Origin of the sequence: Halopseudomonas pelagia CL-AP6 (assembly GCF_000410875.1) — a bacterium.
In the GTDB taxonomy this organism is placed as follows: domain Bacteria; phylum Pseudomonadota; class Gammaproteobacteria; order Pseudomonadales; family Pseudomonadaceae; genus Halopseudomonas; species Halopseudomonas pelagia.
Window position 1 is genome coordinate 124,421 of record NZ_AROI01000016.1, and the last position, 21,139, is coordinate 145,559.

A 21,139-nucleotide genomic window follows, 5' to 3' on the forward strand; every position below is an offset into this window, starting at 1 on the left:
ACATTGGGTGGCCAGCTAGCCAAACGTATGCTCCCGCACCTTGCCACAACACAGATGTAACTCTATAATTCAGTGTGTTATATAGATTTAATCGAGATAAAGCACAATATAATGTATTTAAATATCAGAAAGCCTGACGAGATCATTAAGCTCCTTTGTATGCGTTTGCGTACAGAACGGCTATCTCAACAGATGACACAAGCCGAAGTGGCCGCACGCGCCGGCATTGGCGTCAATACCCTGTCCAATCTGGAAGCTGGTCGTAACATCGGGTTTGACAGTCTCGTACGTGTAGCCATGGTGCTAGGCCGCCTCGATGAGCTGGAGAACCTGTTCAAGCCAAAGCTGGACAGCCTCGACGACATTCATCGCTATGAAAACAGCGCCCAGCGTCAACGCATCAAAAAGAAGAGCAACAATGCTTAAACAAGTGGATGTTTACTACGATGGTTGGGGCGAGCACTGGCGGTGGGGCTCTTTGGTGCTTTCGACCACGATCACCGGCCGTCCTCTGATCGCTTTCGAATACAGTGACGAGGCCCGGAAGCGGGGGCTGGAACTGTCAGCCCTCACCCTCCCTTTGGCTGGCCCCAAGCTACGCAAGGACTTCCCCGAACACCAGATGGGGCTGCCAGGCCCAGTCTATGACTCGCTTCCTGATGGCTGGGGAATGCTGCTGATGGATCGCTTATTCAAGCGTCGCGGCCTCAACCCTGCGCGTATTGGCCCATTAGAGCGGTTGACGCATATCGGCCCCCACGCCATGGGTGCAATGTCATTCGAGCCCGCAACCACCGGGATTTCTGAGCCAGCCGAGGAGATACCGCTCACCCAACTGGCAGTGGAAATTCAAGATGTACTCAGTGGCGAAGGGGGAGAGTTTCTGCAACGGCTATTGCTTATCGGGGGCTCTCCGCATGGTGCCAGGCCAAAGGCGTTGCTGTATCGCAATGCAGGGCAAGGAACCTTCACTACTGCGGATGCACCCGGCCTGGAAGCCTGGCTGGTCAAATTCCCCGCGCAAAACGAGCACCCAGAAGTATGTGCCATTGAAACTGTCTACGCCCAATGCCTGCGAGAATGCGGGATCAGCACCCCAGATACTGAGTACTTCGACCTTCCCAACGGCCAAGCAGCCTTTGCCAGCAAACGCTTTGACCGTCAGCAAAGAATGCGGGTGCCCATGCAAAGCCTCGCGGCCTTTACCCAGGCAGATTTCCGCAATCCCGGTGCGTTGGACTATGTCAGTTTTTTGCGTGCAACCGGATTTTGCACCAATGACGTGCGAGAAAAAGCACGGGCATTTGAACGTGCGGTCTTCAACATCGTATTCAACAACCGGGACGACCACCCTAAAAACTTCGCATACACCATGTCAGCCACCGGACACTGGAAGCTGGCACCAGCTTATGACGTTACATTCTGTGAGGGGCCGGCTGGATACCACCAAATGGATGTGATGGGTGAGGCATTGCACATCGACCGCAAGCGCCTCCTCTCCCTGGGGATGGAAGAAGCGGAGCTGTCGGCGCAAACCGCAGCCTATATGATCGATAACATGTGCCATGTAGCGAGCAGTTTCACGGCCAGTGCCGAGCACCTGCTGCCTGGCCGAATAACCCCAGACACATTGCGCACGGTTCAACAGCGCATCGACGATAATATCCGCTTGCTGCGTTGATCTCACTTTGGTTCTGGCTAGCTGTGATCCCTCAGCAGGTTGTTCGCTCGGACAGAAAGAACATATTCCCCCTAGTGGGGTTACCAGCTTGACCGCACAGGCTTGGTGATAACAGAATGAGTCTCAAAATCTGTCTATGGCGCACAAGGAGAAAGCCATGCCCAAAAAAATAAAGAAAGGACTGCTTGTTTACCATTTGACAGCGCTGGGAAATCTTCCATCTATTCTTGAGCATGGTCTCAAATCCCGCTCCACCTTACCCAGCGCCAACTTCGAAGATATAGCCGATCAAGAAATAATAACTTCAAGAAGAAAAAATGGGCTGGAAGAGCTCGTACCCTTCCATTTCTTTTCAAAAACGCCTTTTGACTACGCTGCTCAACACAATCATCGCGAACAGCCTTTTGTGTTCATAACAGTCAAAAGGAATTATGCATCCGAAAATAATTGGAGAATTATCCCAAGCCACCCGTTAAGTGGCCAAGCACCGAATATCATGGATTATAAATCAGGATTTGACGCCATAAACTGGGATCTAATGGAAAGCGATCAGCATCGCTACGATACAAATCCAGAATACAAGCAAACCTGCATGGCAGAGTGTCTATCGGAAAGTACTATAGATGCAAAAAACTTTCACTCTATCTTGGTCAGAAGAGAAGATGATGCGATAAGGGTAAGAGCAATGCTTAATAATTTTGGACTCAAAATGCATCTAAATATACAACCGCATATGTTTGTAGGATGATTACATGCATTATTCAAGCCTGAACCCACAGAAAGCGCTGATCTGGCGCATTGTCCACCGTGATAACATCCCGTGGATTCTGGATAATGGCTTGCACTGCGGCAACAGCCCGATGCAGTCGCCTGCCTGGGTTCATATCGGCAACCCCGACCTCACGGATAAACGGGGTTTTTGCCCTGTGCCCGCTGGACAGGCAGGCTACCTCAATGATTACGTTCCCTTCTACTTCACTCCATTCTCACCGATGATGAGGAATATTCATACTGGCTGGGGCGGAATCCGACAACGGGCCAATGATGAAATCGTCATCCTGGTGTCTAACCTGCCCAAACTGAATGAAATGGGGCTTCACTACGTGTTTACCGATGGCCATGCCTACTACGCTTGGTCAAAATTTTATACGGATCTTCGCGATCTGGACAAAATTGATTGGCCTATCATCCAGGCTAGGGATTTCAAGCGTGATCCGAATGATCCAGGCAAATTTGAGCGCTATCAAGCAGAAGCCTTGATTTACCAGCATTGTCCCGTAGCTGCACTGGATGGGATGATTTGCTACAATGAGCAGACGCGAAATCTACTGAACCAATGGCTGGTAGCACGTCAGATTGCCATACCAGTGCATGCCCGACCAACATGGTATTTCTCATGATTCACTTTACGAAAGGCAACTTGTTGGAAGCTGAAACCGACGCCCTGGTGAATACCGTGAATACCGTTGGCGTCATGGGAAAAGGCATTGCCCTCATGTTCAAGGAGCGTTTTCCTGAAAATATGGCCGCCTATGCCTCTGCATGTAAGCGAGGCGAGGTAGTAACGGGAAAGATGTTTGTAACGGACACTGGCGAGTTAATGGGGCCAAAGTGGATTATTAACTTCCCAACCAAGCAGCATTGGCGTTCCCCATCAAGGATAGAATGGATTGAAAGCGGTCTAATAGATTTGCGCAATATCATTATAAAAAAGCAGATAAGATCAATCGCCATACCGCCACTTGGATCTGGAAATGGCGGCCTGAACTGGCAAGACGTAAAACCAGTAATAGAGCAAGCCCTGGCTGGCTTGGATGACGTTGAAATTCTAGTTTATGAGCCCACGTCTACCTATCAGAACGTTCAAAAGAAAAGTGGCGTAAAAAAACTGACGCCTGCTCGAGCGATGATAGCGGGGCTCGTTCAGCGCTATTGGGTCATGGGGATGGAATGCAGCATGCTGGAAATCCAGAAGCTGGCTTGGTTTTTACAGCGCGTTATTGAGTCGAAAGGGCTTAGAAATGAATTGAAGCTCCACTTCGAAGCCAATTATTATGGCCCATACGCGAACAATCTTGACCACCTGCTGAACGCGCTGGATGGTAGCTACCTAAAAGCTGAAAAGCGGATTCCAGACTGCAACCCGCTGGACGTTATCGCATTTGATGACTCCAAAAAAGAATATGTGGAAGCCTTTCTTAACAGTGAAGGGAAGGACTATTTGCCAGCGATGGAAAAGGCAAGCGAGATCATCAATGGTTTTGAGTCACCCTACGGCTTGGAACTGCTGTCTACGGTCGACTGGCTGTTAGTAAATGGCGGCTGTGAATTTACCGTAGAGTCTATTAGAGCAGGCATGACACGCTGGCCAGCAGGAAAACAGTGGGCCGATCGAAAACTCACCTTGTTCGATGATAAGAGTCTACAAATTGCGATAGAACGCCTGAAAACGATCGCATTGTAAACGCCTCGGCTTGCTCCATCATGCCATTGCCTATGTGCTTGGAGATAGGGACGCCAACCGCTAATGTCTCGAGCATCTCAAACCAAACCGCCGCCGCAGGAAAGCGCTGCGGCAAATAACCATAATTATGGCGCATTTAAATTTAAAATGAACAAGCAGATGACCCTGCTTGTCTACAGTTCTGATGATGGTACCCTAGGATGCCGGCTAACTTAAAAAGAGGCAGCGTCGTAGAAGTGACTAATAAGGTCGGTGCGCTGTTTGAGGAAGAAGTAGACGTCCATGACATCAAGATCCTTTTGAGGCTTTCTGTTGTTACTGCTAGTTCCAGCCTCGGAACAGGGCCGAGCGCGCAGTAATGCGTTCGTCTGTTGACAGTAACTGTATCAGCCAGTTGTTTTCTGAGTTGACGAAAACGCTGTGCAAAACGACGTCGAACTTTTCCTTGGATACTGCCATGGTCTCGCTGTCCAGGTCGGCCAGCGTGCCGGCGAGGTAGTCCGGGAGCCTGATCAGCTCATCGAAGCGGTGTTTGCCGGTTTTCTCAGGAATCTCAAAGCGAAGAGTGGCTAAAGATGATCCAATGTTTTGGGTCTCCCTCTGCTCAGGTGTGGTGAGTTCGATCGCTTGGGTCAGGTAGTACACGTATGCTAAATCGGACACCACTGCATCATGCCGCTCAAAAAGCGCATCTCGGTCAGAAATCCAACGGATTGCCCTAGCACTCACCGCTTGGTTGAGCATGTTGCAAAGGGTCGCCACCATCGCAGCCACCAGATGAATTTGCCTGGCTAATTTCGCATTTACATTCTTGTGGCTCAGATCTCGCTTGAAGGCACTCAGCCTTTTGATAGCGCTCTGGTGATAGTCAATGTCACGCGCATCCTGATAAAGAGAAAGACGGTCATCCAGAAAGGATATAGCTCCGGCGACCAGAGCGCTCATAGCCTCGACGCTCAGATAGTTGCGCAGCAATGCAGCATCCCGCCTCATGACGAACGAGACGCTGAACGTCACAGGCACCTCGCAGGCCAGGTACTGGACCAGGCCGAGCGGAACCTTGTTTGTGTTCTTCAAGTCTTTGGGCGCCGCACCGGCTATGTACTCGCAGATGTTCTCAGTCGTGTCGTGTGGAGCGACAATTACAAAGCTGAAGACGTCGTTTCCTTTGTGGACGTCGCCAATGCAGTAGTCCGAGACCACTGACCATGGCATGCCAGCTGGATAACGAGAAAACCACTGTTTCAACTGCAATCGCGTTGTCGCAGTGGCTTGAACCAGGATGGGAAGCAGATCAATCATAGCCTAAGACAAGACTACCTTTCATGGGTCGCCAACTTTGCTAGCAAGTAGCTGGCGACGGTGCCAATAGACTCAATTGCTGCCTTGGCCTCAGCATTTGTCAGCGTAGGAAGCCATGGCCGCCCGTGACCAGTCCCCTGCTTGTTCCGAACGCGGTTCACACCGAGCGCAGTAGCGAACAACCCCCGCTCCATCGCGCGGACAGGCGACTCGCCCTTAACTTCGGGTATCTCAGGCACCGCAAGATCCAGCGCAATGAAAGCCATGCCCAATAAAGCCTGAAAGTTGGCACCTGCGGGATAGTCTCCTCTTATTGTCATAAGCACATGGGCAGCAGTGGCCTCAAGCAGATCCTTGCCGGTTCCAGCCACAAGAGCTGCATCCTCGGCCCCTTGCTGGGCGCGCTGCGCGTAGGCCAACAATGCATCGGTCAACTCTGGACCACGAAGCGCTGTAAGCACTTTCGGGATAAGTGTCCCGTCGTCTGCAAGGAGAAAGCCGACGCTGTCGCAGGCAGACTTGGCGTTCACAATCGCCTCGGTGCCAACGAAGTTTGGCGCCGCCGTACGGAAGCCGCCGCACGCACGAATCTTCCCCAAGAGCCCCATCGCAAACTGCGATGCGGCGGTGGGGTTGGCCGTCATTGCCTCGTACAGCACAGCTCTGACCCGCTTGGACTTCCCGATTACCTGCCCCTGTTGCTTGGGATCAAAGGTCCTCAGTCCAGACGCATTGATCTGAAATTCGATGTCCGAATGTGATGGCTCTCGATAGATTCCGTTATTACCCGAGTCGTCTACCAACTGGGCAAATGCGTGTACGACCATGTCTGTAACAAGAATGTGCGGCATATTATCTTTCAATCAGGGAATCAAGCGCTCGTATGCGATGTGGTTCACCCGATACTGGTCTAAAGACACCGACAACTCAAATAGATAATAAGAAAATGCGTGCCTTGCTTGCGCCGTCGGCACACAACACGACCGTTGCCTGCTCACCCGCCTAGTTGAAACTACTGCTGGGGTGACACCCATATTTAAACCACAACCGGCACAGCATTCACCCAACACCCCTCGCTTTCCGCATCAAAGAAATCCACCTGGATATCCCCTAACTCCTGCTGAAGGGTCTGCAGGGCATGATAGCAGTAGGCCTGATCATTACGATAAACAGACACAGCTACTCGACGAATCCCGCTATTACACATCCGCTTCAGTAGATGCGTGTCATGCTCACCCATCCCCCAACCGAATATCGTCAACGTGGTTCGCTGCGATGCGAGCACTTCACGGTAAACAGTCGACAGGTAGTAGCTGTTCTGGATGGACGCTACCTTCTGCGGCATCGTGCCCTCGCTGACGAACAACGGTACCACTCTCTCCCTGCGCCATTCCGCCAGAATGGCATCTAACAGCGCCTCGCCCTCACTGTGAATCTTGAGCTCCTGCTCCACTGCATTTCGGCACAGGGCCAGGCTGCCATGAGGGTAGAAAACAAGGGTGTTGGTCCGCTCGCGGTAGGTTTCCCGGAAGCGCCACCAGTTATCGTCAAAGGCGGCATTCCAGAGGAAACAATCTTTAAAAAGATGCCCGTCTCGAACATCAAGCCCATAGGTCATCGTCCAGTAGACCAACAGGTCGTAGTTCAACGATAAAACAGTATCGAACCCCTTGAGGAACTGATACATGCCAGGCAGCTGATCGCGAACTTCATCATATTCAGGGTGAACATCGCGTACAGCCTGAATCAGACACTCACGCACATTCACGTATGCGTCATAGGTACGCGTGTCTGCCACCTGAAGAGATCTGTTGATGTTGGATGCCTGCCAGACCAGCCTGAGAATCAGCTCGAAATCACAGGTATGGAAGAAATCGAACAGCTGATTCACGTCATCCGCCAGCAAGCCTGCTCTATTAGCATATTGCAAAAGAGAGCCGTAACCGAGGCTGGGTGAAACAGCCATGCTCGCACCATTGCCCAGCAGAATCGTACCTTGATGATATTGGGGTGCAATATCCTCCCAAGGTAAAATTAGAAACGGCATAACCTGCTCCTTGTAGCATGACTGTATTGCTCCCCTCACCGCACCACTTCTCCCCCGACTCGCCTGCGCTCAACCAACACAAACAGACCGGCAAACACCCGTTTCCAACGCCCAGACCGGTCGGTGATTTCCGCGTAGCCCACCTTCCTGGGGGCATTGGCCAGGCGCCAGCAGCGCCATGCATACCATTTCATAACGATCCCTTTACTGTCCGACAGCATCTGGATTCAGATCAGGTTGTTCGAGGAGGTGGCCGATATCTCCATCCAACCAGCGATGCAACATGGAGTAGTTCATGGCGAATGCCGGCACCTGAAGCAGTTGGTCAGAGAAGGCCTCACTGATGATTCGCTTGATCAACAAAGGGGCTTCTCGACAGGCCAGCAGAATCGATACATCCCGTCGAAATGACTCCAGAGGGCAAATCGGGTCCTGCAGTGCGAGCCCCGTAAACCAGCGAAACAGCAGGTTGTAGTTCAGCTGCTCATGCAGCTGAAACTCATTGGGAATCGAGTACAGCAATTGCAGCAGGAGCGCGCGTATCAGGCGGTCGGTGGAGAGCTTCAGCTTCCGCTCAGTGGCCAGTGTCGCAAGCATCTCGGCGTGATCCGAGAGGATGGCATCCACTTCCGGTTTGGCCTGCACCAGGATGTGGTTGGGTTGCAGGTAGCTGCATATATCCTTCAGTGCAAGCAGCCATTCATCCTGAGAGACAATATAGGCCCAGGGCCGACCGTAGCGGCATACCGCAACCGGTCGCTCCTGTGCCGCTTCAATCACCTTTGCCAGATTCTGCCCCAACTCCTGCATCCCCACGCTTTCACACCGCCCCTTGCGACACATGCTTCACCCTCCTGTGCTGTTGTCCTGACAGAGAAGCCAGTTGCAATCACGGTTACATAAGCAATCTGGCACGCTCTTCTGCGGTAAGCATATTCAGAGCCTGTTCATCCAGCTCACCGGCCCCCAATACCCGCACCAGATCGCCAGGTTGCTGTGCAGGGCTCAGGCTCGCTTCGTCATTGCCCCGCTCCATACGCTCCTCACCAAAGCTGAGTACCCGGGCGCTGAACACAGACGGCCTGCGCTGAGTGGTGCTCTGCCGTACCACGTCGTCCACCGCCTGCACCGCACTGGAAGCAGCAGCACTGGCAGCCGTCAGCGCACCGGTATTAACCGAAGCCACCACCGGAATACCGCTCGACTCGCCCTGCACCTGAATGTTGGCGGCGTTGATTACCTGCAGCGCCGCGATATTCACGTTGCCCGACACCCGAATACCCGCCTCACCGGCGTCGATGGTTCCGAGCGGCGCCAGCAGGTCGATATCGCCTGGCGGCACCTCGGCAATCGGGTTGAGGGTTGCGATACCTGCACCGCTGCTGGGCACCACCGGTGCCAGACTGACGTTGCCCCAGTTATCGTATTCACGGCGCGGCGGGGTATAGACCACTGTGGTCTTCGAACCCCGACCGGCGTTGATATCGCCCTCGGCCGACCAGGCCAGAATATCGCCACCAAAGGTGGTCATGATCCGGCTCTGGCCGAGCAGAATGTCATCCAGCGAATAGAGCTGGATATCGCCCTGGCCACGGGTGATCACACCCGCCGTACCCGGAGGTGCTTCACCCTCGACGCCGAACACCTGCTGCCCACCCGGCGTCAGCATCTGGATGCCACCGCCAACGTTGGTATGCACCCCCGCCCCGCCGTACATCAGAATATTGCCGCCGTAGGCAATCTCGTTACCGGCCACATCATGGGTCGGGAACAGCGCCGCGATAGCGTTACGGCCGCGCAGGTAACTGCCCTGGCGCAGACCATCCACCTCGTTGTACTCCCGGCCCGCAGCGCGCAGTTCAGCAAAGTAGACATCGCGAGCAAAGATGCGCTGCTGCTCGGCCGACAAACCAGCGTACACCGCCAGCGCTTGCTCAGCATCGCCCTCAAAACCGTAACGCTCGCCCAGCCACTCGACCAGCTCGGCCTCATAGGTTTTGGCCACCTTGTCGTCCTGATCGGCCAGGGCCAACTCGGGATCAGCCAGGTTGAGCGGGTCCAGATAGTGTTCGGCAAAGCTCAGATAATCCGCACCCTGCGCACCAAAACCGGCCTGCATGACAATGCCCGCACCGGGGCGTGCATCACCCGGCACCACCGGCCCCAGGCTGGTGACCGCCGCGCGGTCTTCCATCAGGATATTGCGCCCGGCCGTAATTTCCAGGGTGCCGGGGCCTGCCACATTGAAGCTGCTGTAGAGAACGTCGCGGCCAGCGGAAACGATGGAGACATCGTTGGGATCGTTGTGGACGAAGAGGTTGCCGGTGCTGGTGCCGACACCGATTACCGAGGATATGGCTGTAGGCTGCCCAAGTGGAGTGCCGGAGTTGACGATATCGCGCCCGGCCATCATCCATACCGGCCCGGCGGATTCGTACCAGGTCTGGCCCTGCCGGCCACTACCAGTAAATTGCAGCATTTCACCAGTACGTAGGCCGACGATGTCCTCGCCAGCATAGAATCGTGCCGGTTCAACACTGCCCCAATCAGCTCCCGCAGTGGTGTTGAGACCAAAGGCAAACAGCGGGAACATGGTGAATGTGGGGCGCAGGCTCTCAGCATGGTGATTGCTGACGATAATCTGCTCATTCGCATTCATGCCAGCAAACCCTGGATTGAACGGTGTGGGGATGGCCGCGAGGCTGGCCCCGGACTGATTGACCGCATAGCCGCCGGCATAGATGGAATCACCTGCCAGCATTTGCAGACTGCCATTGACTGAAGGCGCCAACAACAGGGAATAAGCGGTATTAAAAGTACCGTCTCCATACAGAGCAGAGGGACCCAGATACAGACTACCACTGGCCGCCACAGCACTCAGCTGCGAGGGGTAGACAAAGCGCCCATCGGTAGTGGAATAGTTATGCTCGGCATCCGGCTCAAGAGCAACAGTTAGGCCTACATCCCCAAGCTGGGTACTTGGCGTCAGATTGCCACCAGCCGACAGCAGGTTGATGGCAGTATTCTCCGTCCACAGCGAGAACCAAGCATAGCCACCGTATCCGTATTCTGTGCCATCTGCCAGAGTAAAGGCAGAGCTGGCCGGAGTGGAAACGCGCCCCGGATCGCCCGTGCCCGAGAGCACGAGATCGCCTCGGGCGTTCAGATTGGCCGCCGCATCGCCCAGCATCAGCACCGGGCCTCCGCTGGCGGCGCCCAAGGTAGAACCAAAGGGGTCCAAGGTGCGGGTTTCTTTCGCATCGTTACTATTCCAATTGCTGCCATAGTTCAACGCGATACCGCCCTGGTTGCCAGTCTGCATCTGCATACTGCCGCGCAAATTCACCAACACACCGTTTAGATCCAGATTAGTGATGTCCGTACGAGCCACCAAGCCGGGATTGAGGTCGCCGCCAATACGCACCCTTATATCTCCCCCACCGGTCAGCAACAGCTCACCATCGGCGGTAACTCGACCGCTATTTCCAACAGCCAGCATCAAGCCCTCGCTCCGCGGAGCATTTGCGAAATGACCAAGAGGGTTAATCAGGCCAGCATTGCCACCTACTTCAACCGTCAGGTCCCCACCGCCCAACGTACCAATCCCCGTAAAGCCGACCAGTTCCGGCACCGCATCAGCCGACGCTATATCGACTTCAATGGCTGCATACTCGCCTACGTAGCTACTATTGTAGAGATTGCTATTACCCGGTACATATGTACCAAAGTTTACCCACCAACTTGTAGGAACCCCTACGACATCAAGGTCCTTATCCGTTCCCTGGCGCCAGAGCCAATTGCCCAATTCGGAACTGGGACTCTGGGCCCGCAAATCTCGACCTATGCCATATGAAGAAAAAGCGCCCACTATGTCTCCGGTCAAATCACCACCAGTCTTAATCAGAAGGTTTCCGCCTTGATCTGGATACCAAGCCGCATAGCTGCTGGTAGTTCCGCCGTTAACTAAATCCTCAAAGGCTTGGCCTACCCCTGGCTGATTGCTCTTGCTGGTATTAAGAAAAGAGCCATCGCTGACTTGGCTGCGTGGCTGATTGAAGCCTCCCTCCTGCTCGCCCGTCCGGGAGGCGCTGGAAACACCAGCCGTATAAACTCCATACGGAGACTGCATACTGAAGTCACCGCCAGAGACTAGGCCCAAATCACCACTACCGGTGCGCAACACGCTGAAGTTTTGCGCAATAGGCAAGATCGAAGTTAAACCCCCTTTGATGATTTGCTCTGGTACTGCTGGAATTGGCTCTCCCAAGGATATGCAAAAACCATCGCTGCATAGTGACTCCCAATCTGCAGGGACCGGAGCGCCTGGTTCAAAACCAAAAAGGGCGCCCAAGTCATTCCATACGTATTGAACTCGATCACAGAACCCATCGGCACATAGAGACTCCCAGTCTGCAGAGACCGGAGTACCTGGCTCAAAACCGAAAAGCGCACCCATTTCATTCCAATACCATGCCCCACCTGGCTGCGCCGGTGTCCCCGGTATCACTGTCGTCTCGTGGACGTCATAAAACGAATAATGACTATCCGCCAGAACTATATTTCCCTTAGCATCAGCCCGCGTTGAACGACTATCCGCAGCCTCCGTATCCGCCCCCGCCACAATCCGCATAGACCAAGACTGAGAGCCTTCCGGCAGCATGGCCGCCACCGCCCAATTTCTCCCTTGACGGTCACCATTGGCGAGACGCAGGGGCATGGAGATGGCCCCCTCCGGCAGCACCACCAGGGTTTCCGAGGGGATCAATCCACCCAAGGGGATGGCCAGATCACTGGCAAGGATCAGCGTGCTTGGCAGTGCTGCTCCCTTGGGCCAGAGCATGGCTTGCAGACGGGTATTGCCGGTCAATAGGGTGCCGGCACCCAGCCGGGTATTGGATGGCAGGGTAACGGCACTGTCCAGAATGGTGCCGGCGGCATACAGCAGCTCGCCAGCAGCATCAAAGATCGGCGCATGCAGCACGGTATCTGCCGGCAGGGTCAGAGCAGCATCCAGAACACCGTCCACCGGCAATTGGGTGCCCGCCGCAAACTGGGTAGCGCCAATCGGCAAGTCATAGTTCAGGGTCTTGCCGGCGGCAAACTCGGTTCCAGCAGCCAAAGTGACACCGGGGCCAGGCACCACCACATCGCCGCCATAGGCGATATAGCCGGGTGCCAGCACCCAGCCATTATCGTCCGGGGTGTCCGGCGGCGGTGCAAAACCATCGTTGATGCTGCCGTAGATATCCAGATCGCCCCCGGCGCGCAGCACCAGGTTACCCACCTCGCCCGAGCCGTAGGTGTCGGTCAGCGGGGTATGCGGGTTGAGGCTGGCATAGCGGTGACCGGAAAGGTCCAGATCACCACTGACGATCATATCGCCATCGGCCGTGGCACTGACGATCTCGACACCGGGGCGCAGGCGGAAGGCATCGGCATAGGCCGCGTTATTCAGCCCGGCCAGCTTGTTGTCCAGCAGCTGGTCATTGCCCAGCGCAGCGGTGATAAAGGCGGTACTGTCAGCGTGCTTGGCATCCAGATAAGCCTGGTCGATGATCTGGTAGGGTCGGCCACTGGCGGCCTCGTCGGTGCCGTAGGCAGCATCGTCATAGCGTTGCACGGCATTCACGGCAATCGAGCGGGCACCCTGGATATCCAGACTGCCACTGGCGTCAATATCCACATCCCCGGCGGTGGCACCGCCCAAGCGCGGCGCATTCAGCTCTACCGTGCCACGGTCACGGCCATCATGCAGGCCGGGGTCGGCTTTGACGCGGGCATCATCGGTGCCGTGGCGCAGGTCAATACGGGCGCCATCGGCCAGCAACAGCTGGCCATCGCCGGAACTCAGCTCCACCACAGCGCGGTTGGGTGAATCGATAATCTTGCCGTAGCTGTCCAGCCGCAGGGTCTGGCCGTGGGCATCGAGCAGCGCATTACCGGTCAGGGTCAGGCCCTGTTTGCCAGCCAGGCGAATGCTACCGACCCGCTCGCCACTGGCATCAATGGTACCGGCCACGGTGAGCTTGCCGCCGTCCACCGAGACACTGACATCATTGGCTTTAAGCTCATCACCAATGGTCAGGTCGCCCTGTTTGAGCTGGAAGTGGCGCATGCCCAGCACCTCGCCGTCATTCAGGCGCTGGTTGAGTGAAGCAAACTGATCGCTCAGGCTGCCACTGCCGCCCAGGCGCTGGGCACGAATATCCACGCCACCCGCCGCATAGGGCACCCAGGTGCCGCCAGCCTCGTAGAAACCGCTGGCGCTAGCAAGAATCTGCCCCTGCAAGACCACCAGCCCAGCGTTATCATCCAGCGCCGTGGCAGTCAGGCGACCAGCCTGGTTGTACTCGGCGGACAGGTCAATGGTCGAACCCGCCGCCTGACGAATATCGCCAGTATGGCTTTGCAAGGTCACATCACCGCCCCAGCTGTACTGGGTGGCATCTTCATCATCATGGAATTCAATACTGCGTCCGGCCATATCGACCTGCGCACCATCGGCCAGGGTCAGATCATCCTCGGCAGTCAATACCAGCTTGCCACTCGGGAGTACCACTGCGGTGTCCAGCAGCAGACTCTGGCCGGTAATGGCCAGCTCCGCGCCCAGCGCGTCGCTATCAACTGCCGCAGCAGTAGCACCCTCGGGTGCGGTAACAGCCACTGCACCACCGGCAGTAATATGATTGACCGAGCCGGCGGCGCCAGTCAGCAGTGGCGTGAGGATATTCAGATTGCCGCCGCTGTAGCTGACACCTTCGCCAGGCACATAAGCGCCTTGGCTCTGGTACACAGCCAAGCTGCCCTTATTGTTGGCAGTAATGCGCTCACTGGCATTCAGGTTGAGGTTGGCAAAGCCCAGCGCCAGGCGGCCCAGGTCATCCACACCACTGGGCTGGCTAAAGAGACCGTAGCCGAATTCGATACGCTCGGCATCAATGGTCAGGCTGCCGCTGCCCGTACCGGCACCACCGGCCGCCACCGCACCGGGGCGACCGTCCGCACCATTCCAGATCAGGTTGCTGGTCTGGATCAGAGCCACATCGTCAGCATCGCCATAACCGTAGATGGCCGGGGTGGTAAGCAGCAGGTTGTCCAGCAGTGATTCACCTTGGTCATCCAGGGTAGACAGGGTTACCGACTCATAAAAGTTCAGCGAATCACGGGCGGTCAACGACAGGGACTCCAGCGCTGGTGCACTGGTAGTGGTATCCCCCTGTAGCAATCGCTGCATCACATTCTGGTTGAGAGTCAGACCGGGAGTCAGTGCACCACGAGTGTTGGCGGTAGCCAAGGCTTCTGCACTACCGACATTGATACCGCCCATGGCCAGAGACAGATGGCGGGCACCATAACGTACCGAATCGTCGAGATCGAAGGCACCGTTGGTGGAAAAACCAATGGTACCTTCAGAGTAGAGTGTGGCAGTACCAGCACAGTCTACCTGCGTGCAACCACCAATCTGGATGGACCCCGAAAAGGACATATCCGTATCTGCTGCTGGGGCGAGCAAAGTCAGCTGGCCATTGGAAACAATCACGCCGGTGCTGGCTGAATAAAAATAACCATCAGTGGAGTCGAAGGAAGACTCGCCCTGGCCCAGGGTACTGATGCCGGCGCCATCTTCGATCACCAGGCTGCCGGCGCGGATATACTGCGTACCATCCTGCACACCCAGCACCACCTCGGGTGCGACCAACTGCGCTCCTGAGCGCAGAATCAGATCACGTGCCCCCGGTGCTAGATTGGCAATATTCGCCCCCTGCGAGCTACCCAGCGTTTCATAGGCGATATCAATATCACCCACCATCAGGCGCTTGGCACCCACGGCGTTAAGATCATCGGCGTAGACGGAAACACCCTGGAAGCCCTCGGTAGGCCCAGTGCCTGTCGCCAGTATTTCCAAGTTATCGTCATAGCCGACGGTCAGCGACAGTGTGCCGCCATAACCACCCTCGGCTGCATCGAATTGACCGATACCGTCAAAGGAGAAAGGCACCGCATCTTCATCAGCTGCCAGACGCAGGCGCAGAGTTTTGGCATCCGCCTCAATCATTGCCCTGGGCACACCGACGCGGGCTGCTTCGTTACGCACAAAGTCGGCATAACTCATTTCGTTATATTGCGAGTAACTGCGCAGCACATCGGCGGACGTAAGAATCAGCTGGCTGGCCAGACTGTCGCGAATACCGGTGCCGGCCACCGACAAAGTGCCGGAGGCCGACCAGGAACCGTTACGCATGGCTTGAACCGGGGTGTTGGTGCCCTGACCGGCCTGGCCATTTATCTCGACCCGATAGGCACCTGGCAGCAGAGCGTAAGTAGACGGCAACAAGGTGTATGTGCCCGCAGGCAGGCCGGGCACGCCATTACTAATGGTGACCTGCTGGCCGAGCATAGGGTCAGAAGCACCCATCTCGCCACCGCTAGCTCCAACACCTTGCACACCGGGCACTATGGCATAGATCGGGTTAGTGCTCAGTCCTGGCAGATTGAAACCATCCGCATCAATCTGCACCAGCGGGTTAAAACGGGCATCGGTGGAGCCACCACGCCCGGACACAAAGCCGGCACCGGTCAGCTCGCCGCCCCCAGACAGATCCAGTATGGCACCGTCCTGTACCTGTACCGTCTGCCCCACCAAGGTAACGCCGCCGCTCTGCACCGAACCTACTCCCCATAGCTGGGTTTGTTCGCCGTCATGCTCCCAGTTCAGCCCATCGACGCTACCGCCGTAGGGCATAATCAGACCAGCGCCACTGACCGAGGTAAGGCTGCCCGGCAGCAGGCTGACGGTTTCGGTATGGTAAAAACCAGCGCGCTCAGCACCCACTGAGATCGACCCGAGCGGTGCGCGCAGCACACCACCGTGATCAATCGTAGCTGCACCCAGAATCAGGCTACCAAAGGCCGAATAGGGTACGTCGGGCAGAGTGCTCGTCGTGTGGGCTAGAGTTAGTGTGCGCTGCGAGTCGAAATCACTATTAGGGCCATGCCAACCAGCATAGACTGTGGCCCTGGCGTCGGTACCGGGGTAAATCTGTGCTGCGGCCAGAGTCAGGTCAGCCGGGGTATACAGTGTGGTGCCGTTTGTGTTGCCGACCTGTACCGCTTTCAGCAAGCGTATATCGCCCTGGCTACGCAATATGACATCATCAAAGGCACGGCGGTCGATATCCGCCGGCAAGCCCTGCCCGGCCGCCGTACCGTCGTGCAAACCAAAAGTCAGGCTATCGCGAACCTCCAGCAAACCGGCATCTACTTGGAAACGACCTGCCGCAGGCTGTTCGGAGACACCTCCACGGGCGGTGGGTTGTATATAGGCATCCCCCGCTGTACTCATCCCCCCTGGGCCGGCCAAACGCATATAGGGTGCGACCAAAACCACTTGGGTATCAGCCGAGGCGTTATCGGTAAGCGCCAGCGAACCCGAGTAAAGGTTCAGAGCCCGGCCCATAGACAGGGACAGATCACCGTCAAAGCTGATAACACCGTTGCTGAGCAGCGATACGCTATCGAAGCCACCCGCAGTTATCTGGTCCGCACCCAGGCGTGCATGGCCATAGGCCAATTGATCGGCTACCTCGTCGGCTGTCATGCCAGGGTTAAACTGACTGTCACCAGCCTTCTGGCTCAGAACCATTTCCCTCGCCTGGCGCACCCGTTCGCCAGCACTGTTTCGTAGATAACTGGGCGCTTCAAGCGCCACGGCCAGGTCACCACCTGCCGCCCCAACGCCACCGGCGTTGGCACGCAGCGTACCATCCAGATATAAACCGTTGCTGGAAGCCAGTGAAATACTGCCTCCATGGCTGACCACCGGAGTGGCAACCTGGCCCGGAATATCCAGCACTGCGCCAGCACCCGAGGCATCCAGCAGAGCGCCTTCGCGCACTACTACAAACAGACTCGATGCACTTGCTTGACCGGTAGCATGATCAATCTCGCCCCCGATCACTATATCGCCGCCGTTGCGCACCTGACCATAGCGTTGGTCGCTCGCGCCCAGCCGCGTGACGGCGCGGGCGGCAGCATCCAGCACAGCGGTTTCGCCGATCCAGATGGAACGGCCATGACCAGCACTTTCAACTGGCCCGCTGACCGTACCTCCCATACTGACACCGCTTAACTCAATCTTTCCGCCCCAAGCATTTAGTGTGCCATCCACTGTCAACTGACCAATGCTGCGCAGGTCGATGGCTTGGCCGGGGTCAACATTGATTACTGCATTCTTGCCAACCTGTAGCCCCACAGCCGCCATATCACTAGCCGAGGATTGGGCGGTGCCGGCCTGCATCGCCAAGCTAGCACCGGCGCGCTGGGTCAGACGGCTGTGGGCCGGATCATCCAAGTACAATGGTGGCGTCCACGGCTGTAGCGCGGTGGGGTGGTTGCCGCCGGAGGCCAGGCTATGGGCCTGTTCGGCCAGACGCAATACCGGCATGCTAACGTTGACCTCGGTGCCTTCAGCCACGGTGACACCCTGCTTACCAATCACCTCATAGCTGCTGAATCCCTTTTCAAAAAAGTTGCCATTGAGCAGCAAGGTGCCTGCTTCTGGAGTCTGGCTGGTAGCTTCGCTGATCAATACCTTGTTGGCCTGCAGCCCCAGGCTACCGCCCCCTTCAACACCCTGGCCGCGCAACTCACCATCCAGCGTCAGGGAGCCGGTGGAGGCATTGGCGTGCAGGCTGGGTATTGAAGCCAACAGCAGATCACCACCCTGCCCGCCCTGCACACCGTCATCGCCATGCAAGGCCGCACCGGATGACACATCCATCAGGCTGCCCTGCGCCAGGGTAATATCACCCGTGGCCTGCACTGCGATATTGCCGCCGTGCAGATACGGCAGCTTGCTGGTGTTGGCCGGATCAAGTGACAGGTTGCTCCACAGGCCACTGGCATCCAGGGTGACGCCCTGCGCCACCTGCACTGTACCCACTGACGCCGAACGGTCCACCACATCGGATATGACACCATTGGTGGTGATCTGCGCCAGTGAATTGCCAACATGAATGCTGCCGGCGTGGGCGGTCAGATCGGCATTGACGGCCACATCGGTACCGTACAGGGTGACATCCCCGGCTGGGGCTACCTGCAGTGCGCCGTCCACGGTAATGCCTTGGGTGGCGGCAATCTTGAGCGCACCCAGCTCGAAGCCATTAAGCTGATCGCTATCCAGATACAGGGTGCCGTTGCGCTCTTCGGGCAGAGCGGTGTCCAGCTCCAGCCCAGCGGCAATGCTATCGGCGGTATTGCCGAGAATGACGTTCCTGACGGTATTGCCGCTGGCGCCCAGGGCGTATTGCAGGGTGCCGCTGTCTTTTACGTAATAGGGTGTATAGGTGCCGACAATCAGTTGCGCGCCACGGGCTACGGCGTTCTGTGACTGGTGGTAACCGTCCAGCCCTTGCTGGGCGGCCTGGTTCTGGCGTTCGCCCTGGTAGGTATCGCCTACCAGTTGGCCTTCCAATACGGCATTGGCGGTGCCAACAATCAACTTGCCGGCATCCCGGCCGACGGTATAAGCCGATTCAAAGCGCTCACGGGGGGCCAGCAGTGGGTTGTAGTAATAGTCGGTCTGACCCCAGCGTTCGCTGCTGTCTTTATAGCCCTGGTATACGCCGGTATACAGCAGATCACCGGGGGCTTTGCTCAATTCGTAAAGTCGGCCATCAGCACCCTTGAGCCAGGTTTGCTGAATGGTGCCGCTCTGTACATCCAGAGTGCCGCCGGAGAGGTTGATCTGTGAGTTTTGCTGGGTAACCAGCTCGTTACCGGTAAAGCTGACGGTGCCGCCTTGGGCCATCCATTCGCCGACGCCGTGGCCGGCGGTGCCAAGATAGCCGCCGACTTCCAGCAGGCCGCCGGCGGTATACCAACGGTCGCTTTCATAGCCATTGGTGCCAGCGGGCACGAATACCAGTTCGCGGGTATCGATCCAGACATCGGTGCTGTTGAGGTTACCGCTGTCACGGTTGGCGGTGGAATCCCGTTGCTCGTTGCCCTGGATATTGACCTTGACGGTATTGTTTTCCATGGCCACCTTGACCCCGGTGGCACCGGATACGTCGATGGTCGCACCGTCGCGCACGAGGGTGCGACTGGCGGCATCAACGGCGACTTGGCCGCCAGTGGCGATGGTGGTCGAGCCGGCCTGGAAATCCACGGTGCCGGTGCTGGTGATTTCCACCAGCGACAGGTCGCGGCGGTATTTATCACCGGGGACAATATTCCGCTCGGTGTTATCGACCGCTGGCGCTTGCAGCCCATCGCGCTGGCCGTCGAGGGCAGTGGCATCGGACTCTTCCAGCAGGATAGCCGTGGTGGCGCCTTCGGCGAGGGTGACGTTGCCGCCTGTACCCGTGGCCTTCAGATGCACAGTGCCCCGGTTATGCACCGAGGTGCTGGCCAGGGCTACACCGGTCTGGGTGACCTGGTTGCCGGTCAGGGTAATATCGCCGGTGGCACTCTGGATAAGGCCGCTGTTGGTGACGCTACCGGTACCGGTGGTGGTGACCTCGTTACCACGGGTAGTGGAAGCCTGGTTGCCTGCGGTGCCCTGGCCGCGTTTGATGATAAAGCTGTCACCGCCGGCCAACAGGGTCTGACCGTTGGCAGTGGTGATGCTGCCGGCGTTATCCACGTCCTTGCCCAGCAACAATACGTAACCGCCGCCGGTGGTGGAGTTTGCTGATTCGGCGGTAGTGATTTGTGCGCCCTGCTCTACCGTGACGCTACCGGCCGCACCGGTGAAGGTGGCTGTGTTGTTCGTGCCGTACAGGCCATTGTTGGTGAACTGGGCGTCGCTGATATTGGCCGCTGCGGTGGCCAGGTTACGGACGTTGACCTGGCTGCTGCCGGAGAACACCACGCCGTTGGCGTTGACGATCATTACGGTGCCATCGGCTTTGATCTGACCCTGAATTTCACTGGGGCGGGCGTTGGGATCATTGACGCGGTTAAGCACGGCCCAGTCGGCCTGCTGCTGAAATTCGACGGTGGTGTTGCGACCGACGTTGAAGGTTTCCCAGTTGAGGATGGCCTTGTCAGCGGTCTGCTCGATGCCGACGTGTACCTTGCCGCCTTCGGTGGTCTGTACCGGACCCTTTGCGTTATGCCAGGCTTGCTCGAAGGGGACGCTGCCGTCGATCTGCAAGCCGCCCTCACCCAGGCCATCGGGTACGGTTTGCGGGCGGGCCAGGGCGGCGGAGCGACCGGCGGCCTGGGCGGCCTGCTGGGCGGCGATGGCGGCGACGGTGTTGTTCATGTTGGCCAGCGAATGTTGCAGTTGCTGGTTGACCTTGGCCTGTTGGGCCAGAGGGGGTGGTGTACCGGGCAGTTGCATGCCGCCACCGGCCCCCGGCATAGCGCCACTCTGCTGCTGTGCGGCACCCTTGGCGGCCATCCAACCGGCACTGAAGGCGGTGGGTGCAGCCTGAACGCTGCCGGCGACCATCACCAAGGCGATAGCGCTGGCCAGGGGCTTCAAACGTAGCCGAGTGCTGGCCTGGGAGTAAAACTTGGGGTGACGGAGGCGCATTGGTGCTGTATTCCTTTTCCTGATTCGCGGTGGGGCCTACCGGGAATTCCCCTGCCTGCCCTGCTTTATATTTATAAGTCGATTACAGGAGGGCTAGACCGA

Annotated in this window: 11 protein-coding genes; 5 read left to right on the forward strand and 6 right to left on the reverse strand. The window is 56.9% G+C overall.

What is annotated here, in order from left to right; translation table 11 throughout:
- The first annotated feature begins 111 nt into the window (after positions 1–111).
- The 5 genes from K787_RS0113445 to darG all read left to right on the forward strand — a co-directional run bounded on the left by K787_RS0113445 (position 112) and on the right by darG (position 4,145).
- Positions 112–426, forward strand: a complete 315-nt coding sequence (locus tag K787_RS0113445) for a helix-turn-helix domain-containing protein (RefSeq protein ID WP_022963323.1) — start codon at positions 112–114, stop codon at positions 424–426.
- A complete protein-coding gene (locus K787_RS0113450; protein ID WP_022963324.1) occupies positions 419–1,681 on the forward strand; it encodes a type II toxin-antitoxin system HipA family toxin in 1,263 nt (420 codons plus the stop codon). Before K787_RS0113445 ends, K787_RS0113450 begins: the two co-directional genes overlap by 8 nt.
- A gap of 157 nt (positions 1,682–1,838) precedes the next feature.
- Complete coding sequence (locus K787_RS0113455) at positions 1,839–2,429, forward strand: DarT ssDNA thymidine ADP-ribosyltransferase family protein (RefSeq protein ID WP_022963325.1); 591 nt, start codon at positions 1,839–1,841, stop codon at positions 2,427–2,429.
- A gap of 4 nt (positions 2,430–2,433) precedes the next feature.
- Positions 2,434–3,081 (forward strand): type II toxin-antitoxin system toxin DNA ADP-ribosyl transferase DarT, encoded by a 648-nt coding sequence (gene darT / locus K787_RS0113460; protein ID WP_022963326.1) that lies wholly within the window; start codon positions 2,434–2,436, stop codon positions 3,079–3,081.
- Positions 3,078–4,145 carry a type II toxin-antitoxin system antitoxin DNA ADP-ribosyl glycohydrolase DarG gene (gene darG, locus K787_RS0113465; protein ID WP_022963327.1) on the forward strand — a complete coding sequence of 356 codons (1,068 nt, stop codon included), beginning with the start codon at positions 3,078–3,080 and terminating at the stop codon, positions 4,143–4,145. The genes darT and darG overlap by 4 nt, the downstream gene beginning before the upstream one ends.
- Positions 4,146–4,466: 321 nt before the next feature.
- Here darG and K787_RS23150 read toward each other — a convergent pair whose 3' ends face one another.
- The 6 genes from K787_RS23150 to K787_RS0113490 form a co-directional block, all read right to left on the reverse strand.
- Positions 4,467–5,447, reverse strand: coding sequence for a hypothetical protein (locus K787_RS23150; protein WP_022963328.1), 981 nt, complete (start codon positions 5,445–5,447; stop codon positions 4,467–4,469).
- Between the two features lie 14 nt (positions 5,448–5,461).
- Positions 5,462–6,298 carry an abortive infection family protein gene (locus K787_RS0113475; RefSeq protein WP_022963329.1) on the reverse strand — a complete coding sequence of 279 codons (837 nt, stop codon included), beginning with the start codon at positions 6,296–6,298 and terminating at the stop codon, positions 5,462–5,464.
- 185 nt (positions 6,299–6,483) lie between these two features.
- Positions 6,484–7,494 (reverse strand): DUF4917 family protein, encoded by a 1,011-nt coding sequence (locus K787_RS0113480; RefSeq protein ID WP_022963330.1) that lies wholly within the window; start codon positions 7,492–7,494, stop codon positions 6,484–6,486.
- Between the two features lie 35 nt (positions 7,495–7,529).
- Positions 7,530–7,688: a hypothetical protein gene (locus tag K787_RS25230; RefSeq protein ID WP_161785943.1), complete on the reverse strand. Its 159-nt coding sequence runs from the start codon at positions 7,686–7,688 to the stop codon at positions 7,530–7,532.
- A gap of 10 nt (positions 7,689–7,698) precedes the next feature.
- The gene (locus K787_RS25875) at positions 7,699–8,337 is read right to left on the reverse strand and encodes a transposase (RefSeq protein WP_022963331.1); all 639 of its coding nucleotides are present in this window, start codon (positions 8,335–8,337) and stop codon (positions 7,699–7,701) included.
- A 52-nt stretch (positions 8,338–8,389) separates the two neighbouring features.
- Positions 8,390–21,037 carry a filamentous hemagglutinin family protein gene (locus K787_RS0113490; protein WP_022963332.1) on the reverse strand — a complete coding sequence of 4,216 codons (12,648 nt, stop codon included), beginning with the start codon at positions 21,035–21,037 and terminating at the stop codon, positions 8,390–8,392.
- Between the last annotated feature and the right edge of the window lie 102 nt (positions 21,038–21,139).